Origin of the sequence: Pseudothauera nasutitermitis (assembly GCF_004801295.1) — a bacterium.
In the GTDB taxonomy this organism is placed as follows: domain Bacteria; phylum Pseudomonadota; class Gammaproteobacteria; order Burkholderiales; family Rhodocyclaceae; genus Pseudothauera; species Pseudothauera nasutitermitis.
The window spans coordinates 306,389-331,278 of the sequence record NZ_SSOC01000003.1 but is presented as its reverse complement, the minus strand read 5'-3'; the positions used below and the strand labels follow the sequence as shown (position 1 = coordinate 331,278).

Sequence of the window (24,890 nt, the reverse complement as noted above, 5' to 3'; positions counted from 1 at the left end):
GCCCGTTCAGTCCTGCGCACGCCAGCGCTGTTCGAGGACTGCGGCCGGTTCGGGTCGGCCGAGCAGGTAGCCCTGCAGCATGTCGCAGCCGTGCGATACCAGGAAGTCGCGCTGCGCCTCGGTTTCCACCCCTTCGGCAACCACCTGCAGGCCCAGGCTGTGGGCCAGCGTCAGCGTGGCCACGCTGATCGCCGCGTCGTTGGCGTCGCTTTCGATGTCGCGCACGAATTCGCGATCGAGCTTGAGCACCTGGATGGGCAGGCGCTTCAGGTAGACCAGCGAGGAATAGCCGGTGCCGAAATCGTCGATCGCCAGATCGACGCCGAGCGCGCGCAGGGCCTGCAGTTTCTCGATGGCGCCGGCCGGGTCGCTCATCGCCACCGATTCGGTGATCTCCAGTTCCAGTTCGCCCTGGCGCAGCCCGTGGCGGGCCAGCACGGCGCCGACGTTGTCGACCAGCGCGGGGTTGCGCAGCTGGTGGGCGGAGAGGTTGACTGCCACCCGCCGCGGGGCGATGCCGGCGGCTTTCCAGGCGGCGAAGTCGCGGCAGGCGCAATCCAGCACCCAATCGCCGATGACCCCGATCAGTCCGGTTTCCTCGGCCACGGGGATGAAGCGCACCGGGGGCACCAGGCCTTTCTGCGGATGCCGCCAGCGCACCAGCGCCTCCACGCCGCAGGGGCGTTCCCGCGGGTCGGCGCCGGCGGCGTACTGCGGCTGGTAGTGCAGTTCGAACTGCCGTTCTTCCACCGCGATGCGCAGTTCGCGTTCCAGCGTCAGGCGTTCGGCCGCCGCCGCGTTGAGCGCGCTGGTGAAGTACTGCAGGTTGTTGCGGCCCTGTTCCTTGGCGTGATACATGGCCGCGTCGGCGTTGCGCATCAGTGTGCCGGCATCGTCGCCATCCTCCGGATACACGCTGATGCCGATGCTCGGGCTGGTATGCAGGCGGTCGCCATTGATCTCGTAGGGGGTGCCCAGGGTTTCGAGAATCTTCGCGGCCACCGCCGAGGCGTCGCCCGCGTCGAGCAGGCGGGTCAGCACGACGACGAACTCGTCGCCGCCCAGGCGCGCGACGATGTCGCTCTCGCGCACGCACTGACGCAGGCGGGCGGCCACTTCGACGAGGAGCAGGTCACCGGTGTGGTGACCCAGGGTGTCGTTGATGATCTTGAAACGGTCCAGGTCGATGAACATCACCGCCAGGCGGATATGCTCGCGGCGCGCGGCGAGCACTGACTGGGCCAGGCGGATCTCCAGGTTGTAGCGGTTGAACAGGCCGGTGAGGCTGTCGTGGTGGGCGAGGTGCTCGATGCGCTGCTCGGCCGCCTTGCGTTCGCTGATGTCGGTGAAGCTGGCGATGTAGTTGCTGATCTGTCCGTCCGGGTCGCGGATCACCGAGATGGCCGCCCACTTGGGATAGATGTGCCCTGCGCGGTTCTGGTCCCACATTTCGCCCTGCCAGTAGCCACTCTCGCCCAGCGCCTGCCACAGCGCGTGGTAGGTTTCGCGCGGGGTGCGGCCGGAGGCCAGGATGCGCGGATCCTGGCCGGCGATGTCCTCGAGCCGGTAGCCGGTCTGGCGGGTGAAGGCGGGGTTGATGGCGACGATGCGGTTGTCGTGGTCGGTCACCATGATCGCTTCGCCACTGTGCTCGAAGATGCGGGCGTAGAGCAGCAGGGCCTCCTCGGCCTGCTTGCGCGCGGTGATGTCCTGGAATACGGAGAGGATTTCGCCGCCCGGCAGGCGGATCACGTCGTTTTCCACCCACAGGCGGGCATGGGTATCGTGGTAGGTGGCCAGGCTGACCGATTCGTTGCGTCCGCTCCGGCTGACCCGCAGGAAGGCGTCGAAGATGCCCGCGTCCTGCAGGCCGGGGAAGGCGTCGCGCGAGCGCTTGCCGAGCAGTTCGCCGCGCGCCTGGCCGACGATGCGCTCGGCCGCCGGGTTGACGTCGAGTATCTGGAATTCCTGCCCGTCGGCGGTCGGACGGTAGAGCGCCACCCCATCGTTCATGTTGTCGAACATGGCGCGGTAGCGGGCTTCCTGGTCGGCGATGATCGCTTCGCTGCGCACGAAGCGACGGCCCACGATCAGGGCGGCGGCGCTCGACAGCAGCAGAAAGCCGAGGAAGGCCAGCATGGTGATGCGCTGGCGATTGTGCAGGGGGGCAAAGGCTTCCCAGGTGTCGGTCTTCACCACCATGCCCCAGCCCAGCGCCGGCAGGAAATGCCAGCTGGCGGCCACTTCCACGCCACGGAGATCCAGTGCGACGCCGCCGCCCTGTTTGCCAGCCAGCGCACGGCGCATGGGGGCCGAGGCGCCGGCTTCCGAGGCGCGCATGAAGACCGGCGTGGTGTAGTGCGGCGCCTGGGAAACGATGTAATGGATTTCTTCCCCTTCCTCGAAGCCCAGGACGGTCTCTCCGCTCTGGCCCAGGCCGCTGCGGTCGGCCACCACGTGCATCAGCGTACTCAGATTGACCTGCAGGGCCAGCGCGCCGATGGCCCTGCCGTTGCGCAGGATCGGCGCGATGGCGAAGGCGGCCATGTCGCCCGGCACGGTGCCGTGGGGGGTGAAGCGGGTGAGGTCGACGTGCAGGAAGGTCATCACCTGCCGGAAGCCGACCGCCAGTCCGCTGTTGCGGTAGGGCGCGTCGAACAGGTTGACCCCCAGTTCCGGGCCGTCGTGCAGGGAGAACACCACGTTGCCGTCGACGTCGATGAGCATCAGGTTGTGGTATTCGCTGCGATCGCCCAGGGCCGCCAGTTCGGCGCGATAGCGCACCGCGCCGGGGGCGGTCGCGGGATTCTCGTCCTGGCGATGCGCGCGCGCGTGGGCGCGCAGGGCGTCGCCCAGCCAGAGCTGACGGGCCTTGGAGCGTACGTCGGCAAGACGTTCGTTGATGAAGGAGTTGATCTGGTCGGCCTTCTTGTCGGCCACCGATGAGACGTTCTGCAGCACGGCGGCCGTCAGCGCGCGTTCGAAGGATTGCAGATACACCCAGGCCAGCCCGGCGAGCGGTACCAGGGCGACGATCAGGAAACCGATCGTCAGGCGGGTCTGCAGATTGGGCTGCCTCACCGTACCGCCGCCGGAGCGTTCGGATCCTGCGCCGCGCGCAGCAGGCCCCGGCGGCCGCGATAGGCCGGGAAGGGCGTGGGGCGTACCGGCGCTTCGGACAATTCGACCACGTCGAACTGCCCATCCGCGCGCGCGCGGCCGATGAACACGCGCCGCCAGGCATGGCGCGTGGTCGAATCCAGGGCGACGATGCCGGTGGGGCCGTCGATGCTCATGCGCGGGATGGCCAGGTCGACCTGCTGGGGTTCATCGGTGCCGACCTTTTCCGCGGTGGCGGCCCACAGGCGCAGCGCGTTGTAGCTGGTCACCATGGGGTCGCTGAGCACCCGGTGCTGCCCGTAACGGGCCTGGAAGCGTTCGACGAAGCGCTGGTTGGCGGGATCTTCCAGGCTCTGGAAGTAACCCCATACCGCATGATGGGCCGGATGCGCGCGGGGCAGGCCGAAGGTGGCCAGCTCCGGCTCGCCCATGCTGAACGAAACCACCGGCTGTTCCCCCAGGCCGGCCTCGGCCAATGCCGCGAAGAAGCGCCGGTTGGCGTCGCCGTACAGGGTGTTGAGCACCACGTCGGGGGCATTGCGGCGCAGTTCCTCCGTGACGAGGGCGAATGCCGCGTCGTCGGCGCCGGCGGGCAGATAGGCTTCACCCACCACCGAGCTGCCGGTGGTGGTGGTCAGATCGCGGATGAGCCGGTTGGCCATGCGCGGGAACACGTAATCCGATCCCAGCAGGAAGATGCGCGGCCCGTGGCGCTGGATGGCCCAGCGCGCGCCCGGAATGATCTGCTGGTTGGGGGCCGCACCCAGATAGACGATGTGCTGCGACTGCTCCATGCCCTCGAACTGCAAGGGGTAGAACAGCAGGTGGCGGTGGCGCTCGACCACCGGCAGCAGTGCCTTGCGGCAGGCCGAGGTCCAGCAGCCGAACAGGGCGCTGACGCGTTCGCGGGTGATCAGCCGGTCGGCCTCGGCCGCCGCGTGCTCCCAGTCCGAGCGGCTGTCGGCAACGATCAGTTCCACCGGGCGTCCGAGCACCCCGCCGGCCGTATTGATTTCCTCCGCGGCCAGCCGCAGGGCATCCACCAGCACGTATTCGCTGTCGGCCATCGCGCCGCTGAGCGCGTGCACCACGCCCACGCGCAACGGCTGCGGGCGGTCCGGCCGCAGCACGGTGAACGCCAGCGCGGCGGCGGCCAGCGCAAACAGCGATAACCGCAAGGGCGAACGGAAGGGATACAGGAGCAGCGACTGCATCCGCGTACTATGCCAGTAGACGGATGCGCCGGGGAGTCTCGGCCAGGGTACGAAGCGGAATATTGCAAGGGCCGTTCGGAGGCAGAACGGGCTTGCCTCCGGGGATCAGGCGCTGGCGTGCAGCGTGCCCGCCGCGGCCGGCGGGGCCGCCTGCCTGCCATATCGCGAAAGGCTTAGATCGTCGGCCCGGATGGCCGGGTTGCGGCCGGTGACCAGATCGGCCACCAGACGGCCCGAACCGCAAGCCATGGTCCAGCCCAGGGTGCCGTGGCCGGTGTTGAGGTACAGCCCGGGGACGCGGGTGGCGCCGACGATGGGCGTGCCGTCCGGGGTCATCGGGCGCAGGCCGGTCCAGAACTCGGCCTGCGGCAGATCGCAGCCGCCGGGGAACAGATCGCGCGTCACCATTTCCAGCGTGGCGCGGCGGCGGGGGTTGAGCGACAGGTCGAAACCCGCCAGCTCCGCCATGCCGCCGATGCGGATGCGCTGGTCGAAGCGGGTGATGGCGATCTTGTAGGTTTCGTCGAGCACCGTGGATACCGGCGCGGCTTGTTCGTCGAGCAGGGTGGCGGTGAGCGAGTAGCCCTTCAGCGGATACACCGGCAGGTCCAGCCCCAGTGGCCGCAGGAAGGGGCGCGAATAGCTGCCCAGGGCCAGGACGTAGCGCTCCGCGCTCAGCCGTTCGCCGCCCGCGCGCAGGGCCTGGATGCGCCCGCCGGCCATCTCGAAGCCGTCCAGCGGCACGCCGTAGCGGAATTCCACGCCCAGTTCGGTGGCCATCGCCGCCAGTCGCCGGGTGAACAGCGCGCAGTCGCCGGTCTCGTCGTTGGGCAGGCGCAGGCCGCCGGCCAGTTTGCCGCGCACGCGGGCGAGCGCTGGTTCGGCGCCGGCCAGGCCGTCGCGGTCGAGCAGTTCGAAGGGCACGCCACATTCTTCCAGCACGGCGATGTCGCGCGCGGCGGCATCCACCTGGGATTGGGTGCGGAACAGTTGCACGGTGCCACGGGTGCGTTCTTCGTAGTGGATGCCGGTTTCGGCGCGCAGCTCACGCAGGCAGTCGCGGCTGTATTCGGACAGCCGCATCATGCGTTCCTTGTTCACCGTGTAGGCGCCGGCCGTGCAGTTGCGCAGCATGGAAAGCATCCAGCGCAGCTGGAACAGGCTGCCGTCGGCGCGGATGGCCAGCGGGGCGTGGCGCTGGAACAGCCATTTGACCGCCTTGAGCGGAATGCCGGGCGCGGCCCACGGGGTGGAGTAGCCGGGAGAAACCTGGCCGGCGTTGGCGTGGCTGGTTTCCATGGCCGGGCCGGGCTGGCGGTCCACCACGGTGACGCGTGCACCGGCGCGCGCCAGGTAATACGCGGTGGTGGTGCCGATGACGCCGCTGCCGAGGACGAGGACGTGCATGTGAGCCTCCATGGGCTACGCTTTCATTGAATATGCGAAGTCTAGAGGTCAATCATTGGTGAATTTCACTAATCTATATGATATAGATAGTGGAAATCACCAATTTTAGGCCTGCCGGCCGGACCTGGAAGTGAAATGCGCGAACTGGACCGTGTGGACCGCAAGATCCTCGATCTGCTGCAGAAGAATGCCCGTATTCCGATGACGGAACTGGCCGAAAAAGTCGGGCTTTCCGCCACGCCGTGCACCGAACGGGTACGCCGTCTGGAGCGTGAGGGCGTGATCACCGGCTACCACGCGCACGTCGACCCGCACGCGCTCGGACGCGGCCTGCTGGTGTTCGTGGAGATCAAGCTGTCGGCGAAATCCGGCGAGGTGTTCGAGCGGGTGAAGAACGAGATCCGCTACGTGCCGGAGGTCATGGAGTGCCACCTGGTGTCGGGGGATTTCGACTACCTGGTGAAGGCGCGCATCGCCGAGATGGGCGAATACCGCCGCCTGCTCGGCAACATCCTGCTGAAGCTGCCGGCGGCGGCCGAGTCGCGCAGTTACGTGGTGATGGAAGAGATCAAGGAAAGCCTGTACCTGCCGACCTCGCCGGCCTGAACCGTAGACAGACTCTCAGATCAGCACGATGCGGTCGCGCTCCACGCGTGCCTGCTCCAGTGCGCGGGTGAGGTCCTCGCGCGGGATGCGCACCGGCAGCACCACGTGGCGGCGGCGGTCACGCGAGGTCAGTTCGATGAACGACAGGGTGTGCAACGGTTCGCCGGCCGGCGCTTCGCCCTCCACCAGTTTGCCGGCGCGATCCACGCGGAAGGACAGCGGTGCCATGCTCAGCGCCTGCTCCGGTGCCATCAGCAGTTCGGCCAGCGCGCCGATCTGATGCTCCGGCTGCAGGGCGTCGCTGTCGGCGCGCAGGCGCGCATCCAGTTCATCCAGCCGGCGGGCGTAGCGCTCCTGCATCTCGGCATCGCGCGAGGTGCGCAGGCGTACGCGTTCCAGCTCGCGTTCCACCAGCAGATCCTCGCGGCCGTGGCGCAGGGTGTCGAGATGGCTGACAAAGGATTGCAGCAGGCTGTCGAAGGCGGCCTGACGCAGGCGCGCGCGCGCGCCTGCCTCGTCGGCGGCGGGCAGGGTCATCGCCTGGTCGGAGAAGTACAGCAGGCGCTGGGGAACGTCGGTGGCGATCATCTGCCCCCGGTTGGCCGCGCCAAGCACCTTCTTCTCATGGCGGCGCGCGGCCAGCAGGGCGTGGAAGTGATCGTCCAGCCAGGCCTGCGGCTGTTCCATGTACTCGCGCAGGGCGGCACTGCGCGCCAGGGTCAGCGGAATGTCGTCGGCGCTGGCGAACAGTGCGTGCACCAGCGGATTCTCGGCGAAGGCCGCGCGATGGATGTCGATGCTCGGCGGCAGGGCGGCGACCAGCCTGTCGCAGTAGCTCAACGCGTTGGCCACCGGTTCGGCGAGCCGGCGCTCGAAATTGCGCTCGTTGGCCACCGACGGTCCGAACAGCTCGCCGATGCGGTTCAAGCCCTCGCCGACCTCGGGAGGCGGCGGCGGAGGCGTGGAGAACAGGCTGACGAACTTCGAGAGCAATTTCATCGATGGTGGAACAGGGCGTAAACGGGAAACGAGCGCCAAAGGCGCAAGGACTGACTTTAGGGCGCGCGGCCCGGCTTTACAATGCCTGCATGCACATTTTTGATCTGCTGGCCGAGCGCCGCATCGTCGATGCCATCGGGCGCGGAGAGCTGGATGGCCTCCCGGGCGCCGGCCGGCCGCTGCCGCCCGACGGGGAGGATCCCCTCGTGCCGGCGGAGATCCGCATGCTGAACCGCGTGCTGAAGAATGCCGGCTGGGCGCCGGCGCAGGTCGGCCTGCGGCGCGAGATCGCCGCCCTGCGAGGCGAACTGGCCGGCATGCCGGAGGGCGCGCGGCGCGTGGTGCTGCAGCGCCGGCTGGCCGAACGGCTGCTGCGCCTGTCGGAAGCGGGGCGCGCCTGAGCGTGCCCCGTTTCCACCAAGACATTCCGGGCCGTTTCGGCCCGGAGTTGCTTTGCCAGAGGGATTACTGGAGGCGCCCGGTGATCCAGCGGTCCAGCGAGGCACGGCCGGCACCGCTGAGCGCCAGCGAAACCGCGGCGGCAAGCAGGGCCAGGGCGAACTCGTAGCCGTTGTTGCTGACGAACAGGCCATGATCGATATGCACGGCGAAGATGGCAATCAGCATGGCGAAGGCCAGCGCTGCCCCCGCCGGGCGCACCAGCAGGCCGACCAGCAGGGCCAGGCCACCGAAGAACTCCGCGCTGCCGGCCATCAGGGCCATCAGGTAGCCGGGCGACAGACCGATCGAATCCATCCAGCCGCCGGTGCCGGCCAGGCCGTGCCCGCCGAACCAGCCGAACAGTTTCTGCGCACCGTGCGCGATGAAGATGATGCCTACCGGAATGCGCAGGGCCAGCGGGGCCCAGCCGGCGTCGGAAGCGAACAGGCGTTTGATCAGAGGGTTGCTCATGGTGACTCTCCAGGATTGCGCCCACGTGCTTCGTCGGGTGCGGGCAGGTTTTTGGGCCGGTCATGCACCGGACTTGCCGCTACTTTATTGTGAGGATAGATGACGATAAAGTAGCTTGCACGATATCAATAGTTCCATTATTCGGAACAGTTCGTCTGTTTTTGCCGGTACGGATGTTTATCCGGTGGTGCTTGCGGGGGCCATGTGGCCGTGCCTGCCGTGTCCAGCAGTGTTCTGTTGGACGACGGAATTGCACTGCCTGTACGGGTGGGCTTGACCTCCGTCAAGATGTTGGGCAGCGTGCTTCGTGAGAATCCTGCGGGCGCCGTTGTAGGAACGGTGCCGACAGACGATTGACCGGGGATTGCAGGATGCAGCTTCTGGCCTGGAGCGACGCGCTCAAGACCGATATCGACGTGATCGACCGCCAGCACCGTGGGCTGGTCGATATGGTGAACGCCGCCGCTGGCCGGCTGGCGGGCGATGCCTCGCTGGGCGTGGAAGAGGTGCGCCTGCTGCTCGGTTATCTGAAGGACTACGCCGAGGTGCACTTCGGCACCGAGGAAGCGCTGATGGCGCTGTGTGGGCTGAACTCGGAGCATGCCTGCCGCCACCACGAGAACCACGAGCGTTTCCTCGCCCACGTCGGCGACATGCTCGACGATCTGAGCGAAAACGCCGTGCCCGACGGCCGCCAGTTGCTCGCCTTCCTGGGCGACTGGCTGCTGCGCCACATCAAGGGCGAGGATCAGGAACTCGCCCGCCGGCTGCGCGCCGCCCATCTGGCCGCCGCCTCCACGCTGAACGCCACACGCAGCGAGGACGACACCCAGCCGGGCGAGCCCGCGCCCACCCGTTTCACCGACATGCTGGCGCGCGGCAGTGCCGCGCTGTACGCCACCGAGGAAGAGGTCCTCGAACTGATCGCCGGCGACGATCACGCCGCCCTGGTCATCGCGCTGGACACCGCGCTGCTGCCCGGCGAGGTGCTGCGCGCCAACGATGCCGCCGCGCGCCTGTTCGGCCTGTCGCCCAGCGCCCTGCGCGGCATGGGCGCGGCCGAACTGTTCGGCCCCCGCCAGGCGGAAAGCTTTCCGGTACTGATGAGCGAGGTGCTGGTCAGCGGCAGCTTCGAGGGTACGCTGGAATGCGCCGGCGCGCCGGGCGGAGCGGCCACCTATCCGGCGCGCGTCAGTTACCTCGCGCTGCATGGGCAGATGGTGATGCTGCTGGTGCTGGAACCGGCGGCCGGTGGTGCGCCCGTTCCGCAGGCCAGCGATACGGCCGATGCCGAAGCGCCGGGAATCGGCGGCACCGTGCTGTCGCGTCACGCGCTGTTCCATGACCTGCACCGCGGCGAACTGGCCGGGCTGGAGCGCGCCGCGCGCCTGATCCGTCTGAACAAGGGGCAGACCCTGTTCCGCCGCGGCGATGAACCGGACGGCGCCTACCTGGTGGTCAGCGGACAGATCAGCCTGGTGGTGTCCAATTCGCGCGGCGCGGAAAAGGTGCTGGACATCGTCGATCGCCAGCAGGTGTTCGGCGAGGTCGAGGCGCTCACTCGCCAGCGCTACCGTGTATCCGCCTACAGCCTTACCGCCACCGTGCTGCTGCTCATCCCCGCGGCAGCGCTGCAGCGCCTGCAGGCCACCAGTCTGCCGTTCGCGGCGGCTGCCGTGCAGCACCTGGGCGCTCGATTGCAGCACGTCGTCGGCGAACTGGAAGCGCTGACCCTGCACACTGCCATGGAGCGCATCATCGATCACCTGCTGGAGCACGCCAGCATCAATGCCCACGGCGTCATGGAAGCCACCCTGCCGGCGCAGAAGCAGGTCATCGCCTCCTACCTCAACATCAGCCCCCCCACGCTGTCGCGCGCCTTCCAGCAACTCACCGACAACGGCCTGATCACCATCAACCGGCGCTACGTCACCATCCCCGACCCCGGCCGCCTGCTGCGTTTCCGCTCGCAGGACCCCAACGCCTGACTCTGCCAATCCGACCATGAGCGCCTGGAGCTGCCCCCACGATCTCGACGGTGTCTGCCAGCGCGTGCGCGGCGCCGTCTGCGAACCCGGCATGCGCGGCTGTACCCTGGAAGGCAAGGTGCGCTTTGCCCGGGATGAGATGAACCAGCCGCGCAAACCGGTACGCGCGACGCCGAAGCAGGCAAGCCAGCCGGCAGAAAGGCCGCCGCGGAGGCGCTTGCCGTTTTAGCTTCGTACGGAAGGACGGCGGCTTTCAGCTTCCATGCGTGCTTTGCTCTGCCTCCCCGGCCGCTGATGTGGCGGTGCGCAGGTGCGGGAACAGGTCCATGTGGGCCAGCACCGGAAAGAATCTGATCCATGCGCCGGTCACCGCCAGCGTGGCGGCGCCGCCGAATACCACGGCGGGGACCAGACCGAGCAGGCGGGCGGCGACGCCGGATTCGAAATCGCCGAGCTGGTTGGAGGCGCCGATGAACACGGAGTTGACCGCGCTGACCCGACCCCGGATGGCGTCCGGGGTTTCGTGCTGCACGAGGATGTGGCGCACATAGACGCTGACCATGTCGCCCGCGCCGGCCAGGGCGAGAGCGAAGACCGACAGCCACAGGCTAGTGGACAGGCCGAACAGCACCGTTGCGGCGCCGAACAGGCCGACGCCGCCGAACATCCAGTAGCCGACGTGGCGGCGGATGGGGTGCCAGACCAGGGCGGCGGCGGCCAGTGCGGAGCCGACGGCCATGGCCGAGCGCAGGATGCCCAGCCCGGTGGCGTCGGTGTGCAGCACGTCGGTGGCCATGGCGGGCAGCAGGCCGATCATGCCGCCGAACAGCACGGCGAACAGATCGAGCGACACGGCGCCGAGGATGATGGGGCGCGAGAACACGAAGCGCAGCCCCTCGAACACGGCGCCGGCGTCGCCCGATCCAGCGTCGCCGGAGGCCTGGGGAACACCGCTGCGCACGCGGCTCATCAGCACCACGGCGCTGGCGAACAGGGTGGTGGAGGTGATGTAGACGGCTTCCGGGCCGCCCAGATAGACCAGGCCGCCCAGCATCGGGCCGACGATCACCGCGACGTGGAAGGAAGAGGAATGCAACGCCACGGCCTGGGCGAAGCGCGGCGCGGATACCAGGTTGATCAGCACCGCCTGGCTGGCCGGCATCATGAAGGCGCGGGCGCAGCCGAGCAGTACCAAAACCGCGTAGACCAGCAGTACCTCGTGCATGCCGGACAGGGTGATGGCGAGCAGCGCGGCCGAGGCGGTAGCCTGCAGGACGTAGCAGAAGGCGATGATGCGGCTGCGTTCCTTGCGGTCGGCGACCTGCCCGGCGGGCAGGATGAGCAGCACGAAGGGGGCGAACTGGGCCAGCCCGACCAGCCCGAGGGCAAGCAGGTCGCCGGTGAGTTCATAGACCTGCATGCCCACCGCCACATTGACCATCTCGGCGGCCAGGGTGACGAGGAGCTTCGCGCTCAGGAAGAAGACGAAATCCCGCTCCCGGAGTACTTCCAGCCGCTCCCGCACGCTCAATTGGTTCTGCTCCGGTAGTCGATTCGAATTGGCGATTGTGCCGGATCGCGTGCTGCACTGCACGATTCGTGGCCGAATCCTGCGTGAATCCGGGCAAGATCAACCGGCGGCGCCTCACGAATCCCGGGCCTGTCCTGCCGTTTGTTGGACTGATGGAGACGTGCCGGGGGAACAAGTCAGATCGAGTGGCGGCATGAGCCGGGACATCGCGTCGATGAAGACCTGCGCAGGCTTGAGGATCACCTGGCGTTCGCCGGTGACCGCTCTGACCATGACCGGGATTCGCGGCATGAAAGGACGTATGGCCAGACTGCCGAGGTCGGTGCCGGCCAAGGCGAATTCGTCCACCAGGGTGATCCCCATCCCCTGTCGCACCAGGTTGATCGCCATGCTGTAGCGATTGGTTTCCAGCGCAGAGACGGGGCGCTCGCGAAAGCCCTCGATGGCTGCGGCCATGGTGGCGATGATGCGGGGGTCGGTGGTGATGTAGATCAGTTCCCGTGCGTCGAAGTCGTCCCAGCGCACCGTTTGACGGGAAGCCAGGGGATGGGAGGCCGGCATGACGCAGACCATCTGGCCGGTACGCACCACGCTTTGCGCCGGCAGGCTCTCGTCCATGGGTTGCAGGAGGAAGCCGAGATCGTACTGACGGTGGGCGACAGCATCTTCGATTTCGTTGTTGAGATACATGTCGACCGCCAGGCCGTACTCGGGAAAAGACTCGCGAAACTGCCGCGCGGCTTGGGGCAGCAGGTTGATCGCCAGGGCAGGCGTGGCGCAGACGCGCAACTGGCCGACGCTGTAGCGCCGCACCTGTTCAAGGAAGCGGTCGAAGCGCGCCATGCTGTGCTGCATGCGGCGCGCTTCCTCGAAGACCTGGCGTGCTTCGGGGGTCGGCTGCATCCGTCCTTTCGCCCGTTCGAACAGGGCAAAGCCCAGTTGCTGTTCGGTCAGCGCGAGGCTTTTGCTGACCGAGGGCTGGGACATGCCCAGTGCCTGGGCGGCGGCGGTGACCGACCCGAGCTGGACGACCTGGACGAAGACTTCAAGCTGTTTTGGGCTCATGCTTTATGGGGAATATATAATTCAAAATTATGTATTTTGATGAATGTGTTGCGCTTCATAAACTGGCGCCATGTATGTACTCTGGAGTATGTCATGAAAGCGCTGTCGTTCATCAAGACCTCCCTTGCCGCCTTCACCCTGGTCGGGGCCACGCTGGGCGGAACGCAGGCCCTGGCGGCGGACAGCCTGCGGGGTATTCTGGGCAGGGACGTCGTGCGTATCGGCGCGGTGTCCGCGCCGCCGTGGTACCAGAAGGATCTGCGCACCAATGAGTGGACCGGCCTCGTTCCCGATCTGGCGCAGGCCATCTTCAAGCCGAGCGGCATCGCCATCGAGTACGTCGATACTCAATGGGGAACGGCCGCGGCGGGTCTGCAGGCCGGCCGCTTCGATCTGCTGGGGGGCTTCAACAAGACGCCGGAGCGGGCCAGGGCCGTCGACTTCACCCGGCCAATCGGTGCGCACAAGATGGGGGTGCTGACCCTGGAGGATGACCTGTCGCGGTACCGGACGTGGGATGGCATCAACGACCCCGCGATCCGGCTTGCGGCCATCGACGGCTCGGCCGCGGTCACCCTGCTGCAGCCGAAGCTGACCCGCACCCAGTGGGTTATCGTGCCCAACAGCGAAGCCATGCAACTGGAAGTGGAAAGCGGCCGTGCCAATGCGCTGCTCACCAACGACATCCAGATGGCCTTGTACATCGAACGGCGCGGCCGCGGCCACGCGGTGTTTCCGGCGCCGATCCAGGCGCAGGCCACCAACATCGGCCTCGCCAAGGATCGTGAAGCCTTGCGCAACTGGCTCGACGAACGGCTGGAGGCGTTGGACAAGGAAGGCACGCTGGACCGCATCTGGGCCAAGTACGTGCCCGCGGCCAAGTGACGGATGGCGGAGGGCCGCGACCTCTGTTGAGCGTGGAGCGCCTGGGCAAGTCGTTCCACGGTCGCCGGGTGCTCGACGACATCTCTTTCGATGTCCGGGCCGGCGAGGTGATCGGCCTGATCGGGCGCAGCGGTTCCGGAAAGTCCACGCTGCTGCGCTGCCTCAACATGCTGGAGCGCCCGGATGTCGGCCGCATCCGCCTCGACGGCGAGGAGATCGGCTTCCAGGGGGGGCAACGCAGAGCGGTGCCGGCGCGCGTACTGGCACGCCAGCGTGCCGCCATGGGCATGGTGTTCCAGCACTTCAACCTGTGGCCGCACCGCACCGTCTTGCAGAACGTGATGGAAGGGCCGGTCGCGGTGCTGGGCGTGCCGCACGCGGAAGCCGCCTCCCGCGCGATGGTGATTCTGGAGCGCATCGGCCTGGCGGCCAAGGCCGGTTCCTACCCGGTGACGCTGTCCGGCGGGCAGCAGCAGCGTGTCTCGATCGCACGCGCGGTCGCCATGCAGCCGCGGCTCATCTTGTTCGACGAGCCCACCTCGGCCCTGGACCCGGAACTGGTGGCCGAGGTGCTGGCCGTGATGACCGACTTGGCACGCAGTGGTACGACCATGCTGGTGGTGACGCACGAGATGCGTTTCGCTTTCGAGGTTTGCCATCGCATCCTGTATCTCGACCAGGGGCGGGTGGCGGACGGAGGAACACCCGCGGCGCTGCTGGCGCGTCCGGCGGGTTCGCCGGTTCGCGGTTTCCTGGGCGCCGCCGTCCGGATGCTGGAGGACATCGGTCATGCCTGAGTATCAATGGGACTTCGACGCGATCTTCCAGTATCGGGGGGTGCTGGTCGAGGGCATGCTGACGACGCTGCGGGTGCTGGCATTCTCCGTCACCATCGGGGTGGCGCTCGGACTGGTCCTGGCGCCGTTGCGCGCCGCACACTCGCGCTGGGTCCGCTGGCCGGTTCAGGCGCTCATCGAAGTGGTGCGTGCCGTGCCGCCCTTGGTGCTGGTGGTGTGGGCCTATTACTGCCTGCCCATTCTCACCGGCATGAAGCTGTCGGCATACTGGACCTGTGTGCTGGCGCTGGGCCTGTACGGCAGCGTGTTCTTCGCGGAGATCTTCCGGTCCGGCCTGCAGTCCGTCGATCACGGGCTGGTCGAGGCTGCGCTGGCGGTGGGGATGACGCCGTTCAAGGCGCTGATGCGTGTGGCCGCACCGATCGCCTTTCTGCGCATCCTGCCCGCCTTCGTCGGGCAATCCGTCATGGCGGTCAAGAACTCGGTACTGGGCAGCTACATCGCGGTCGGCGAGCTGTTGTACGAGGGGCAGCGCCTGAGCACGGCCACATTCCGGCCGCTGGAGGTGCTGACCCTGGTGGCCTTGTTCTTCGTGGTGACCATTCTGCCGCTCTCGCTGCTGGCCGGCAGCATCGAGCGGCGCATTCACGGGCGCTATTTCCGGCGCTGAATTTCCAGCACCGGTCAGCCGAACCGGCGGAGCATGCCCGGCACTGGAGCAATCTCCTTGTCTTTCAACTCCCCGACGCCATGACATTCGACAGTGTGACCTGTCAGCTCGTCCGGTTTGCCCACGAACTGACCATCGACCGCGTGCCGGAGCCCATCCTGCACAAGCTCAAGCTCCACCTGCTCGATGCGCTCGGCTGTGGCTGGGCCGCAAGCGGAACCGCGGCCGCAAGCCTGGCCCGCGATGCTGCCGGGCTGCTCGGCGGGCACGGCAACTGCCATGTTTTCGGCGTACGGCGGCAGTATTCGGCGCCCGCCGCCGCGTTCGCCAACGCGATGCTCATCAATGGCCTGGATCATGACGATGGAGTGGAAATCGACGGCAAGGGGCTGGGCCATCCGGGCGCCACCCTGGTGTCGGCGGCCATGGCGGCGCTGGATCAATCTCCGTGCGTGGTGGAGGGGCAGGTCTTGCTCTCCGCCCTGGCGGCGGGCTTCGAGGTCAATAACCGCCTGATCCATGCGCTGCAGCCGAGCGCGGAGCGCTTTGCCCAGGTCTATGGCGTGGCGCAGCACCAGGCCATCGGTGCAGCGGTGGTGGGCGGACGGATTCTTGGGTTGAGCGACGACCTGCTCGGTCAGGCGGTGGGGCTGGCCGCGGCCTTCACCTGTCTTCCCAGTCTGCACAAATACAACTGGCACGCCCGCCCGCTGGTCACGCTCAAGGACGGTGTGGCCTCGGCCGCCCAGGCCGGCGTGCAGGCAGCCTTGCTGGCGCAACTCGGCTTCGTCGGCAGCCGGGATGTGTTCGACGGTCCCCAAGGCTATTGGCGCATGATCGGCTCAGACCGTTTCGATCCCGAGGTGCTCATGCGCGGCCTGGGGGAGCAGTGGTACATCGGCCACGGCAGCTTCAAGCGATACCCGGCCTGCCGGTGGCTAGCCTGCGCCCTGGAGTGCATGGAAACCATCGTGCGGAATACCGGGTGGCAGGCGGAAGAGATCGATGAGATCGAAGTCCGGACGTTCGCCCGGTTGGCCGAGGACTTCATGGACATGGCGCCGGGTAGTCCCGCGGATGCGCAGTTCAGCCTGCCCTACACCCTGGCCACCGTCGCCCTGCGCCTGTTCCCCGGCGCGGACTGGTACGCCGAAGAGATCATGCGGGATGCCCGCGTGCGGGATGTGATGTCCAAGGTCAGGGCGGTCGTCGATCCGTTTTTCGAGCAACGCATGGGCGGCCCTGGACGGCAGCCTGGGGCCCGGGTGACGGTACGCCACCGGGATGGCCAGGCTGTGACCCAGGAACTGAGTGTCCCGTTGGGAAGCTCGGCCAGGCCCATGAACGAAGCCGAGATCGTCGCCAAGGCGTGTGGCAACATGAGCGCTAAGGTCGCGAGGCCGCGCGAATGGGCCGAGTCGATGCTGGGTGATGCACGCTGGCATGGGCATCTGCGCAGTTCGGTTGAACTGGTGGGGTAAGGCTGTCATCGCCTTGCATCCGCAGACGGGGAGATGCGTCCCGGCCAACTGGATGTGCGCGACGGCTTCGAGCGCTGGCTGCTCAAGTCCGACGGTATGGGTACGGACCAGGAACCGGGCACTACCGCCGTATCGAGTACGCCTACTATCTGGTGGCGTGCGCCGCCGGCATCCGCATGAATGTGCTGGCACGGTGGAACTGGGTCAGGTGCGGAACCGGTTCAGCAGCGTGCCGGCGCGCCCTGCAGTTTCCGCAAGGGCGTGCAGGGTTTCACGGGTGCCCTGGATTGCCGCATCGGTTTCATGTACCCGGGAGCTGATCCCTTCGGTGCTCTGCGCCATGGCGGTCGTGGCACTGCGCTGTTCCGCCACGGACAAGGCGATTTCGGACATGCGCTGCGAGACGTGTTCGATCTTCGCATGAATCTCTTCGACCAGCCGGGAGGCTTGTTCGCTGCGCTGCACGTTGTGCTCGACCGTCTCGACAGTCGTATGCATCTTGTCGACCGCGGCATCGGTTTCCTTGCGGATTGCCCCCAATTTGCCGGAAATCTCCAGGGTAGCCGTGCCGGTGCGTTCGGCCAGCTTGCGCACCTCATCGGCCACCACGGCGAAGCCGCGTCCCTGCTCACCGGCACGGGCGGCTTCGATGGCCGCATTGAGCGCGAGCAGGTTCGTCTGGTCGGCGATCTCCCGGATCACGCCGACGATACTCTCGATTTCTGTCGAGCGCTCGGCCAGCCCTTTCAGCGATTCGGCCATGTTTTTCACCTGCGCGGCGGAAGCAGCGATCTCTTCGACGATGGACGATACTTGGCTGGCGGTCTGCTGCGTGAGCTGTCCCGTTTCGCCGGCGAGCGTCTCGGCATCGGCGGTGTTGTCGGCGATGTGGGCGATGCTGACGGTGATTTCCTCGATGCTGGCCGCGTTGCTGCTGGAAATGTCCGACAGCGCCAGGGAGTCACCCGCGATGCTGTCGATACGCTGATCGAGTTGCTTGACGCCATCGACCAGGTTTGCCACCTCGGCGTGCAGGGTGCCGAAGGTGTTGCGCAGGCCGCCGATGAAATCGTTGAACGCGGCGGCCGTTCCACCGACTTCGTTCTGTCCATCGACGTCGATCCGGCGGGTCAGGTCGCCGCCGCCGCCGGCAATCGCGCGCATCGCATCGCGGATCTTGGTGAGCCCGCCAAGGATGTTCTGCAGCAGCACGACCGCGCCGCCGCCGAGGAGCAGGGCGACGAGGGCGACGACGACACCGGTCTTCAGCAGCAGGGCGGTCAGTGGGTCGCTGACCACCGTCTGGTCGACGATCAGGACCAGCGTCCAGTCTGTTCCGGAAACCGGTTGCCAGGTCACGTAACTTGGTTTGCCGCTTACCGGCAGTTCGACCAGCCCGTCCGGTGCGTGGCCCAGTTGGCTAGTGTTGCCTGCCAATTCGGCTGAAACGCTCGATAGTTCCTTGAGGGTGAGCGTCACATCGGGGTGGGCGATGATCTTGCCGTCCCTCGACACCAGCATCGCATAGCCGCCGTCCAGCTTCAGCGAACTGACGGTGTCGACGACTTCCTTGATCGATACGTCCGCCCCGATGACCGCCGCAACGCTGCCGCCGCGCATGACCGGGGTGACGAAGCTGATGACCAGATTTTTGGCTGAATCGATGTAGGGGGCGGTGATGGTCGATTCACCCTTGGCCACGGCGGTCTTGTACCAGGAGCGCGCGGTGGGATCGTAGTCCGCCGTATTGCTGCGCGGCTTGGAGAACAGATAGTGCCTGTCCGCGTACCCGGCAAATACCAGATCCAGGCCAGTCCCCGCCTCGGCCTGTTTGAAGAAGGGGAGCGGGTCGTCGTCGAAGAGGATTGGCTCCAGCGCTTCCACTACACGCCGGCGGGTGGCCGCCCATTGCGCGATGGCGTCACCGTAGCTCGTGGCGGCGAGGCGGGTCGAAGACGCCACGGAATCCAGCAACTGGGCGCGCAACTGCAGGGTGGAGATGGTGAGCAGGATGATCGAGGTCAGTGCGAGTACGGCGAGCAGCAACGCGATGACAGTGGTCTTGATGGATTTCATGGTGAAGCCTGGCAGAGCTGGTTGATATGACAGTGTATCGGTCATTCTGTGGGAGACTTTAGCCACTGCGAAGGGGGATGTGGGCGGTCTGGGTCAAGAGTCCGGCCGCTGCTGTGCGCGCTGTCGAACAGACCCTGATACGGTGGCGGACCGAGTAGTACGCACAACGCAATCGGCACTACACCGTAAAATTGCGGGCAACTGCCAACCGAGTGCAGTGCCCAAGTGCAATAGGAATTGCCCCATGTCGCCAGAAATGCTCCTGGTGTTTGTTCCCGCCTGTTTTGCATTGAACATGGCGCCCGGTCCAAACAACCTGCTTTCCGTATCCAATGCCAGCCGTTTCGGCTTTGCGGCGGCCTGCATGGCGGGCATCGGCCGCCTGGCCGCGTTCGTCGGCATGATTGCCATTGCGGCCTCGGGACTGGCGGTCATCCTGCAAGCCTCAGCCCTGGCCTTCACCGTCGTCAAAGTGATCGGTGCGCTATACCTGTTCTACCTGGCGATACAGCTCTGGCGTGCGCCCGTTGCCGGTTTGCAGGTCAGCACCACCGCGGGCAGCATGCGGCTCGCCAGCCTGTGGCGCCTGACCAGACAGGAGTTCATGGTGGCTGCCGGGAATCCCAAGGCCATTCTGATCTTCACGGCCTTCCTGCCCCAGTTCGTCAACCCGGCAGAAGCCGCCGCCCCCCAGTTCGTCATCCTCGGTTCGTTCTTTCTGGTGCTGGAATGGGTCGCCATCGCCGCATATGCCTACATGGGATCGCATCTGGGCAAGTGGTTCGCCGTGCCGGCACGCGAGCGCCTCTTCAACCGGGCATGTGCCTCTCTGCTCGGCTTTGCCGGCGGCGGTCTGCTGCTGTCGAAGAAGGCGGCCGGCGCCGCGTGACCCATGCATGCCACAACAATGAAACAGGCTCATTCCATGGACAGCGATCTCGATACGATGGACCGTGAACAGCTGATCGCGGAAGTGAAGAAGCTGCGTGCGGGTATTCGCACCCACCGTGACACGTCAGGTCATGACCTGTGCTGGTATCACCCGCAGCTGTGGGCCTTGCTCCCCGAAAAGCGGGAGTCCGTCCCGACCGTGCCCGACTGGCCGCAGTTCATGCGCGGCTGCGTGAAGTACCGCGCGTCGCTGGATACGCAATGCCCACAGGCGCCGCGCAGCCAGCAGGAGTTTGAGGAATAGCCTGCACGCGGGATGCACCGATCCTCGTCATGAGGCATGCTGCGGTAGCGAGCGGCCGAGGCGTCGGAGAGGGGAGGGAACACCAGGGCGGCCCGACGTTCCAATCCCGCACCACCACCAACGCTGGGAGTCGCCCATGATCCGCCTCGCCCGCATCGTCATCGTCCTGTTCACCGCCTTGATCGTGCCGACCGCTGCAACGGCGCAGCCCGCTGTCGATACCGAACTCGACCGGCGCGTGCAGGCTTTCCTCGCTGAACGCCAAGGTACCTGGCGGGATCTGAACGTGCCGGAGGTGGACGGACGCACGCTGTACGAACTGATCGTTGCCAACGGCTTTCGCAACGCCGTAGAGATCGGTACCTCGACCGGCCACTCCGCGATCTGGATCGGCTGGGCGCTGGGTCGGACCGGCGGCCGTCTGACCACCATCGAGATCGACCCGCGGCGCCACGGCATCGCGGTCGAGAATTTCGCGACGGCAGGGTTGGACCACGTCATCGATGCGCGGCTGGCCAATGCGCACGACCTCGTGCCGCAACTGGAGGGGCCGATCGATTTCGTGTTCTCCGACGCGGACAAGGACTGGTACACCAACTACTTCGATGCACTGTGGCCGAAGATCGTGCCCGGCGGTTGTTTCACCGCGCACAACGTGTCGATGAATCAGCTCGGCATCCGCGAGTTTCTCGACCACGTCCGCAGCGTGCCGGATGCCGTCACGACGATCGACACGCGCAGCCGGGCAGGGCTGTCGATCACCTGCAAGCGGCAGCCATAGCGCCAGGGCGTGTTATTGCGGGCGTGTGGACCGGTGCCGGATTCCTGTTCCGGCGCCAGCCGCGCGCCATCTGCAAGGCACGGTGCGGGGCCGAACGGCTGGTGCCGGTGGAGGCCGGCCAGAATGCACTGCGTCAGGGGTGGAAACCCGCCGCGTTCAGGATTTGGCTTCGGTTTCCGGATGAGCAGGCCGGGCGGGAGCCGGCATCCGGTTGCACACGATGATTCCGCCGATGATCAATGCACCACCCAGCAGCATGGGTACCGGACCTCCCAGTTGCTCACGACGCTGGCTACCGTCTCGCGCGGCGATGGCGTCACCATTCTGGCCGAATCGGCCTTGCCGCCGAACAACGGTGCCCAGTACGTCAGCCGCCCCTTGCTGCCCAATGCGGCACGCCGCGTCGGGTTGGCCGTGGCCGATGAACACCAAAGCTCGCCCGCCACCCGGGTCTCCATCAAGCTCGCGTTGAAGATGGTCGGCCCCGGACTAGCCTGACGCGAATGCGATAGGCCGGCGTTTCCGTGTGTGCATTGAGCGTCATCCGTTACAGCAAAGGTTCGATAGGAAGCAGCGACAAGAAATTCACATATAGACGCCGCCAGAAAGAAGACGACGGCTCCACGGTGAGCCGCTGCACTCCCTCCCGCCCGTTCTCCAACCAGATGATCCGACCATCCGTGCCCAGTTCCAGTTGATAGGCATGATCAGGCACATCGACCTCGAAGGCCCTGGCAACCGCCTGTGCCATCGGTTCACTCTCGATCACGAAGCCTAGTTCCGTGTTCAGCCTTGCCGAGCGGGGATCGAAGTTGAATGAACCCACGAATACCCGCTTGCCATCCACCGCAAAGGTCTTGGCGTGCAGGCTGGAACCCGAACTGCCGAACGGCCCCGCTTTTTCCTTCGGGATGTCCTGATTTCCCTGGCGCCGCATTTCGAACAGTGCAACCCCCTTTTCGAGCAAGGGCACACGGTACTTTGCGTAGCCCGCATGGACGGCGGCGACATCCGTGGCTTCCATGGCATTGGTCAGTACCCGCAGTCTCACACCTTGTTCGGCCAGCGCGCCGAACGCCTCGACGCCTTGCTTCGTGGGAACGAAATAAGGAGAAATCAGATCCACCGATTCCGTTGGCCTGCCCAGCATCTGGGCGAGGCGGGGCAGCAGCAGCGTTTCCTGTGGCGCTTTGTCCAGTACCTTGCCGGGATCATCGCTGACCATGCGTACCGGTACCCATTGGAGTTCCAGCTTGCCGGCGGTCAGATCCTCGATGAAGCGCGATTGCGTGATCGCGTTCACATACGCATGTGCCCGGGGACCGATGGCGCTGGCAGACTCATCTGCCCGCAAGCGTTTCGACCGATGTCCGTCCGGCACGCTCACCAGCGTTTCCAGGGGATAGGCCGATTCACTGTTCCAGTAGCGGTCGAAATCCCTCGATACCTCATCGACGACGGCCCCGGCAGCCAGCACATCCAGATCCGCAAACGCAATGCCCTGGGTCGCGCCGAAATATTCATCGCCGATGTTTCGTCCGCCCACCACGGTGGCCTGGCCATCCACGGTGAGCGACTTGTTGTGCATGCGGCGGTTCAAGCGGCTGAAGTCCGTCAGAAACCCCAGTGGCTTGAGGCGGCGATATGGGAATGGATTGAACAGCCTGACCTCTGCGCTCTGCTCCGCATTGAGCAGCGCGAGTTTCTCATCGAGCACTGAAGTGCCGTTGTCATCAACCAGGAGTCTGACACGGACCTGGCGCCTGGCAGCCTCGTGCAGCGCATTCAGCAGCAGATTGCCGGTGATGTCGTCGCGCCAGATGTAATACTGGATGTCGATCGTACGCTGCGCGGCGGCGATCAGAAGCATGCGTGCGGCAAACGCATCCAGCGGGTCCACCAGCGGCGCCACGCCGGAAAGTCCGGGATGCTGTTCAACCGCAGGAGCCAGACCACGCCCCAAGCGCGTATCAGCGCCATCCTGGGACAGCAATGCTCTGGAAGGGTTTCGCCCGTCAAGTGGGGGAAGCGTACTGCAGGCCGACAACATTCCTGACATCAAGATGATCGCAATCCAATGTTTGAACACGGAATACCCTCTGTCGTTGCCGGCACGCGCAAAAGGGCCAGCATCATTTGGCGGTGAAGTTCGCAGTATCTGTCCAAATTCTTACCCGATGCCGTTTGTCCCTTGGCAGGCAGGCTGTTTGCCAGGGCACAGTAAATCATCAGTGCATACGCAAATGAGAAGTCCTGCAATAGCGTGCCATGGACCGGCTGGCCGAGTGCGACCGCGGCATGCGGTACCTTGAGCTGGGCATCGAGCATCGGATCGGCAGCTTCGCGACATCAACCCAACAGGTTTGCTAATTCGGGAGCCCGGTGGGACTCGGGCAGAGGCATGCGCAGTATGACTTGCTGACGCGGATCATGCTTGGGGCGAGTAGCTGTTTCCGTTCTCTTTCTGGCCTGCTTGGAGAGCCCGCTCATTACGCCTGCACTCGTGCCCAACGGGCCAAAGCAGGCACCCCCACCCGGTTCGATAATGGGGGATCGAAGAGCGGCCGGCACTGCGGATCGTCGAACAGGCGCTGTGGAACGCCGTGCGTGATCGCGGCGCGCGGCCGGCGCATACCAGAGGCGGGGCGGGGAAGGGCAAGCGGCCCGAGGCGACAGTATGCACAGGCGCCACCGCCAAACGTGTCTTGGTCGATAGCAAGCTGATGGGCGATATCCGCTCGGAGCTGCTCTCGCCCGACCGCCGCCTGTCCGCCATTCATGCCAAGGCGCGTACCGTCGCGCAGAAGATGGAACAGGATGCAGCCAGTGCATCGAAGACCTTCACGGCCGAACTGGCCACGCCTTGAAGACCGGCATCGGCCGTGCCCGCGAATTGGTCCGCCCGCTGGTCGAGGAGGGGGAGTGATGATCGAGGACGGCGGGCAGGTGTGGATCGAAAACGAAACAGGCCGATCAGCAATCGCTGTCGGCCTGTCTCTGGGAATGGTTGCGGGGGCAGGATTTGAACCTGCGACCTTCGGGTTATGAGTTCCCGTTTGTCATTCTCATAACCTGCTGAATTTATCCGCAATTCAATTAAATCAAAATCTTACGCATGGACACGAGAGGACATAAAAACCCACCAAAACCCTCTTCGTCCGTCAGCGTTTCGCCATTTTACGCCATTCCGACGCAATATCCAGCCCCTGTTTTTGGTCAATCTTGCGTCCAGGTGCCGTGTATCCGAGCGGCCCTTCCGCTCCCCGTTCAGGGTGTCTGATCAGGGCTGCCGAGGTGGAAGGCCAACTGCTGCTGGTGGCGGATCGAGAGCAAGTGGACGGTCTCCGGAAGTCGCGCATACAAGATCAAGTAGTGACGGGCCCGTATGGCGGCCACGATTGTTTGGATGCGCCGTCTCGCCGGCTCCGACCTATACGGACTTACGCTTTGCGTGCCGTAGCACAAATGTGCTACGGTGGCGTCCTGTACTTTGTTCGGAGTCTGACATGTCCACGACCACCATTCGCCTGCCGGATGAGCTGAAAGCCCGAATCGCAGCTGCGGCGAAGCACGCCGGAACGACGGCTCATGGCTTCATTCTCGAAGCGATCGCCGAGAAGACCGAGCAAGCGGAACGTGGTGCTGATTTCGATGCGGTAGCGGAAGCTCGCTATGCCCGCATTGTGGCCACCGGTAAGACCATCCCGTGGCAGGAAATGCGCGGCTATCTGGAAGCGCGCATGGCTGGCAAGGCAGCGAAGCGCCCCGTTGCGCGCAAGCTGGCACGCTGAAGGTGTCCTGCATCGAGTTGGCACCGGAGGTTGCAGAAGATTTTGATCGCATCCTCGATCATCTGGCTAGCTATGAGGTAGAAAATCCTGGGCAGCGCATTGGCGAAATCATTGCTGCCCTGGAAATTCTGGTGCAGAACCCGTTGATAGGTCGTCTGGTGGCAAATGCCAAGCGCGAACTGGTAATTGGCCGTCGTTTACATGGGTATGTAGCCTTGTATCGCTATGTGCCCGAGATTGATACGGTGTTCGTGCTGGCGATACGCAGCCAGCGTGAGGCCGGCTACTCCGCGCGAGATCCTGCCGGGTAAAACTCTTGCCACCGTATCGCCGAGACTGACTTTCGCGGTTGGCCTGGACGCTCCCGAGCGG

Annotated in this window: 26 protein-coding genes; 16 read left to right on the top strand and 10 right to left on the bottom strand. The window is 65.7% G+C overall.

Annotated elements, in window-relative coordinates:
• Positions 1 to 6: 6 nt before the first annotated feature.
• The 3 genes from E6C76_RS08870 to E6C76_RS08860 form a co-directional block, all read right to left on the bottom strand.
• Positions 7 to 3,081 (bottom strand): bifunctional diguanylate cyclase/phosphodiesterase, encoded by a 3,075-nt coding sequence (locus E6C76_RS08870; protein ID WP_211090168.1) that lies wholly within the window; start codon positions 3,079 to 3,081, stop codon positions 7 to 9.
• Positions 3,078 to 4,334 carry an urea ABC transporter substrate-binding protein gene (locus E6C76_RS08865; protein ID WP_136347871.1) on the bottom strand — a complete coding sequence of 419 codons (1,257 nt, stop codon included), beginning with the start codon at positions 4,332 to 4,334 and terminating at the stop codon, positions 3,078 to 3,080. Before E6C76_RS08865 ends, E6C76_RS08870 begins: the two co-directional genes overlap by 4 nt.
• 105 nt (positions 4,335 to 4,439) lie before the next feature.
• On the bottom strand, positions 4,440 to 5,741 hold the full coding sequence (locus E6C76_RS08860; protein ID WP_136347870.1) for a D-amino acid dehydrogenase: 1,302 nt from the start codon (positions 5,739 to 5,741) through the stop codon (positions 4,440 to 4,442).
• Positions 5,742 to 5,876: 135 nt separating this feature from the next.
• On the opposite strand from E6C76_RS08860, the gene E6C76_RS08855 reads away from it, so the two are divergent.
• On the top strand, positions 5,877 to 6,347 hold the full coding sequence (locus E6C76_RS08855; RefSeq protein ID WP_136347869.1) for a winged helix-turn-helix transcriptional regulator: 471 nt from the start codon (positions 5,877 to 5,879) through the stop codon (positions 6,345 to 6,347).
• Between the two features lie 15 nt (positions 6,348 to 6,362).
• Here E6C76_RS08855 and E6C76_RS08850 read toward each other — a convergent pair whose 3' ends face one another.
• Positions 6,363 to 7,346: a hypothetical protein gene (locus E6C76_RS08850; protein WP_136347868.1), complete on the bottom strand. Its 984-nt coding sequence runs from the start codon at positions 7,344 to 7,346 to the stop codon at positions 6,363 to 6,365.
• Positions 7,347 to 7,435: 89 nt separating this feature from the next.
• On the opposite strand from E6C76_RS08850, the gene E6C76_RS08845 reads away from it, so the two are divergent.
• Positions 7,436 to 7,747 carry a DnaJ family domain-containing protein gene (locus E6C76_RS08845; protein ID WP_136347867.1) on the top strand — a complete coding sequence of 104 codons (312 nt, stop codon included), beginning with the start codon at positions 7,436 to 7,438 and terminating at the stop codon, positions 7,745 to 7,747.
• A gap of 64 nt (positions 7,748 to 7,811) precedes the next feature.
• On the opposite strand, the gene E6C76_RS08840 is transcribed toward E6C76_RS08845, so the two are convergent.
• Positions 7,812 to 8,258: a DoxX family protein gene (locus E6C76_RS08840; protein WP_136347866.1), complete on the bottom strand. Its 447-nt coding sequence runs from the start codon at positions 8,256 to 8,258 to the stop codon at positions 7,812 to 7,814.
• Between the two features lie 371 nt (positions 8,259 to 8,629).
• Here E6C76_RS08840 and E6C76_RS08835 point away from each other — a divergent pair, with 371 nt between their 5' ends.
• Positions 8,630 to 10,246 (top strand): hemerythrin domain-containing protein, encoded by a 1,617-nt coding sequence (locus E6C76_RS08835; protein ID WP_136347865.1) that lies wholly within the window; start codon positions 8,630 to 8,632, stop codon positions 10,244 to 10,246.
• Positions 10,247 to 10,262: 16 nt separating this feature from the next.
• Entirely contained in the window at positions 10,263 to 10,475 is a 213-nt protein-coding gene (locus E6C76_RS08830) for a hypothetical protein (RefSeq protein ID WP_136347864.1), read from the top strand.
• Between the two features lie 24 nt (positions 10,476 to 10,499).
• Here E6C76_RS08830 and E6C76_RS08825 read toward each other — a convergent pair whose 3' ends face one another.
• Together E6C76_RS08825 and E6C76_RS08820 are read right to left on the bottom strand one after the other, a co-directional pair.
• A complete protein-coding gene (locus tag E6C76_RS08825) occupies positions 10,500 to 11,771 on the bottom strand; it encodes an MFS transporter (protein ID WP_230976230.1) in 1,272 nt (423 codons plus the stop codon).
• Positions 11,772 to 11,891: 120 nt separating this feature from the next.
• Positions 11,892 to 12,842: a LysR family transcriptional regulator gene (locus tag E6C76_RS08820; RefSeq protein WP_136347862.1), complete on the bottom strand. Its 951-nt coding sequence runs from the start codon at positions 12,840 to 12,842 to the stop codon at positions 11,892 to 11,894.
• A gap of 93 nt (positions 12,843 to 12,935) precedes the next feature.
• On the opposite strand from E6C76_RS08820, the gene E6C76_RS08815 reads away from it, so the two are divergent.
• The 4 genes from E6C76_RS08815 (at position 12,936) to E6C76_RS08800 (ending at position 16,675) form a co-directional block, all read left to right on the top strand.
• On the top strand, positions 12,936 to 13,727 hold the full coding sequence (locus E6C76_RS08815) for a substrate-binding periplasmic protein (RefSeq protein WP_136347861.1): 792 nt from the start codon (positions 12,936 to 12,938) through the stop codon (positions 13,725 to 13,727).
• Between the two features lie 32 nt (positions 13,728 to 13,759).
• Positions 13,760 to 14,524, top strand: coding sequence for an amino acid ABC transporter ATP-binding protein (locus tag E6C76_RS08810; RefSeq protein ID WP_230976229.1), 765 nt, complete (start codon positions 13,760 to 13,762; stop codon positions 14,522 to 14,524).
• Positions 14,517 to 15,194 (top strand): amino acid ABC transporter permease, encoded by a 678-nt coding sequence (locus E6C76_RS08805; protein WP_136347859.1) that lies wholly within the window; start codon positions 14,517 to 14,519, stop codon positions 15,192 to 15,194. The genes E6C76_RS08810 and E6C76_RS08805 overlap by 8 nt, the downstream gene beginning before the upstream one ends.
• Before the next feature lie 80 nt (positions 15,195 to 15,274).
• Positions 15,275 to 16,675, top strand: coding sequence for an MmgE/PrpD family protein (locus E6C76_RS08800; protein WP_136347858.1), 1,401 nt, complete (start codon positions 15,275 to 15,277; stop codon positions 16,673 to 16,675).
• A gap of 204 nt (positions 16,676 to 16,879) precedes the next feature.
• On the opposite strand, the gene E6C76_RS08795 is transcribed toward E6C76_RS08800, so the two are convergent.
• Positions 16,880 to 18,796, bottom strand: coding sequence for a methyl-accepting chemotaxis protein (locus tag E6C76_RS08795; protein WP_230976208.1), 1,917 nt, complete (start codon positions 18,794 to 18,796; stop codon positions 16,880 to 16,882).
• Between the two features lie 199 nt (positions 18,797 to 18,995).
• Here E6C76_RS08795 and E6C76_RS08790 point away from each other — a divergent pair, with 199 nt between their 5' ends.
• The 4 genes from E6C76_RS08790 to E6C76_RS08775 all read left to right on the top strand — a co-directional run bounded on the left by E6C76_RS08790 (position 18,996) and on the right by E6C76_RS08775 (position 21,225).
• Complete coding sequence (locus E6C76_RS08790; protein WP_136347857.1) at positions 18,996 to 19,640, top strand: LysE family translocator; 645 nt, start codon at positions 18,996 to 18,998, stop codon at positions 19,638 to 19,640.
• A gap of 36 nt (positions 19,641 to 19,676) precedes the next feature.
• Positions 19,677 to 19,946, top strand: coding sequence for a hypothetical protein (locus E6C76_RS08785; RefSeq protein ID WP_136347856.1), 270 nt, complete (start codon positions 19,677 to 19,679; stop codon positions 19,944 to 19,946).
• Positions 19,947 to 20,082: 136 nt separating this feature from the next.
• Entirely contained in the window at positions 20,083 to 20,727 is a 645-nt protein-coding gene (locus E6C76_RS08780) for an O-methyltransferase (protein WP_136347855.1), read from the top strand.
• Positions 20,728 to 21,003: 276 nt separating this feature from the next.
• Entirely contained in the window at positions 21,004 to 21,225 is a 222-nt protein-coding gene (locus tag E6C76_RS08775; RefSeq protein WP_136347854.1) for a type 2 periplasmic-binding domain-containing protein, read from the top strand.
• Positions 21,226 to 21,274: 49 nt separating this feature from the next.
• Here E6C76_RS08775 and E6C76_RS08770 read toward each other — a convergent pair whose 3' ends face one another.
• Entirely contained in the window at positions 21,275 to 22,639 is a 1,365-nt protein-coding gene (locus E6C76_RS08770; protein ID WP_230976207.1) for a phospholipase D family protein, read from the bottom strand.
• 146 nt (positions 22,640 to 22,785) lie between these two features.
• A complete protein-coding gene (locus E6C76_RS08765) occupies positions 22,786 to 23,055 on the bottom strand; it encodes a hypothetical protein (protein ID WP_136347853.1) in 270 nt (89 codons plus the stop codon).
• Positions 23,056 to 23,432: 377 nt separating this feature from the next.
• Here E6C76_RS08765 and E6C76_RS22045 point away from each other — a divergent pair, with 377 nt between their 5' ends.
• The 4 genes from E6C76_RS22045 to E6C76_RS08745 all read left to right on the top strand — a co-directional run bounded on the left by E6C76_RS22045 (position 23,433) and on the right by E6C76_RS08745 (position 24,829).
• Entirely contained in the window at positions 23,433 to 23,594 is a 162-nt protein-coding gene (locus E6C76_RS22045; RefSeq protein ID WP_168734294.1) for a hypothetical protein, read from the top strand.
• Between the two features lie 55 nt (positions 23,595 to 23,649).
• Complete coding sequence (locus E6C76_RS22560) at positions 23,650 to 23,775, top strand: hypothetical protein (protein WP_269140158.1); 126 nt, start codon at positions 23,650 to 23,652, stop codon at positions 23,773 to 23,775.
• Between the two features lie 458 nt (positions 23,776 to 24,233).
• Positions 24,234 to 24,518: a DUF6290 family protein gene (locus E6C76_RS08750; RefSeq protein WP_136347852.1), complete on the top strand. Its 285-nt coding sequence runs from the start codon at positions 24,234 to 24,236 to the stop codon at positions 24,516 to 24,518.
• A gap of 2 nt (positions 24,519 to 24,520) precedes the next feature.
• The gene (locus E6C76_RS08745) at positions 24,521 to 24,829 is read left to right on the top strand and encodes a type II toxin-antitoxin system RelE/ParE family toxin (RefSeq protein ID WP_136347851.1); all 309 of its coding nucleotides are present in this window, start codon (positions 24,521 to 24,523) and stop codon (positions 24,827 to 24,829) included.
• Positions 24,830 to 24,890: the final 61 nt, after the last annotated feature.

Bases quoted from the DNA above. Each gene is read 5' to 3' on its own strand.
- E6C76_RS08865 (WP_136347871.1), bottom strand. From the start codon at position 4,334: ATGCAGTCGCTGCTCCTGTATCCCTTCCGTTCGCCCTTGCGGTTATCG.
- E6C76_RS08860 (WP_136347870.1), bottom strand. From the start codon at position 5,741: ATGCACGTCCTCGTCCTCGGCAGCGGCGTCATCGGCACCACCACCGCG.
- E6C76_RS08855 (WP_136347869.1), top strand. From the start codon at position 5,877: ATGCGCGAACTGGACCGTGTGGACCGCAAGATCCTCGATCTGCTGCAG.
- E6C76_RS08850 (WP_136347868.1), bottom strand. From the start codon at position 7,346: ATGAAATTGCTCTCGAAGTTCGTCAGCCTGTTCTCCACGCCTCCGCCG.
- E6C76_RS08845 (WP_136347867.1), top strand. From the start codon at position 7,436: ATGCACATTTTTGATCTGCTGGCCGAGCGCCGCATCGTCGATGCCATC.
- E6C76_RS08840 (WP_136347866.1), bottom strand. From the start codon at position 8,258: ATGAGCAACCCTCTGATCAAACGCCTGTTCGCTTCCGACGCCGGCTGG.
- E6C76_RS08835 (WP_136347865.1), top strand. From the start codon at position 8,630: ATGCAGCTTCTGGCCTGGAGCGACGCGCTCAAGACCGATATCGACGTG.
- E6C76_RS08830 (WP_136347864.1), top strand. From the start codon at position 10,263: ATGAGCGCCTGGAGCTGCCCCCACGATCTCGACGGTGTCTGCCAGCGC.
- E6C76_RS08820 (WP_136347862.1), bottom strand. From the start codon at position 12,842: ATGAGCCCAAAACAGCTTGAAGTCTTCGTCCAGGTCGTCCAGCTCGGG.
- E6C76_RS08815 (WP_136347861.1), top strand. From the start codon at position 12,936: ATGAAAGCGCTGTCGTTCATCAAGACCTCCCTTGCCGCCTTCACCCTG.
- E6C76_RS08805 (WP_136347859.1), top strand. From the start codon at position 14,517: ATGCCTGAGTATCAATGGGACTTCGACGCGATCTTCCAGTATCGGGGG.
- E6C76_RS08800 (WP_136347858.1), top strand. From the start codon at position 15,275: ATGACATTCGACAGTGTGACCTGTCAGCTCGTCCGGTTTGCCCACGAA.
- E6C76_RS08795 (WP_230976208.1), bottom strand. From the start codon at position 18,796: ATGACCGATACACTGTCATATCAACCAGCTCTGCCAGGCTTCACCATG.
- E6C76_RS08790 (WP_136347857.1), top strand. From the start codon at position 18,996: ATGTCGCCAGAAATGCTCCTGGTGTTTGTTCCCGCCTGTTTTGCATTG.
- E6C76_RS08785 (WP_136347856.1), top strand. From the start codon at position 19,677: ATGGACAGCGATCTCGATACGATGGACCGTGAACAGCTGATCGCGGAA.
- E6C76_RS08780 (WP_136347855.1), top strand. From the start codon at position 20,083: ATGATCCGCCTCGCCCGCATCGTCATCGTCCTGTTCACCGCCTTGATC.
- E6C76_RS08765 (WP_136347853.1), bottom strand. From the start codon at position 23,055: ATGCTCGATGCCCAGCTCAAGGTACCGCATGCCGCGGTCGCACTCGGC.
- E6C76_RS08750 (WP_136347852.1), top strand. From the start codon at position 24,234: ATGTCCACGACCACCATTCGCCTGCCGGATGAGCTGAAAGCCCGAATC.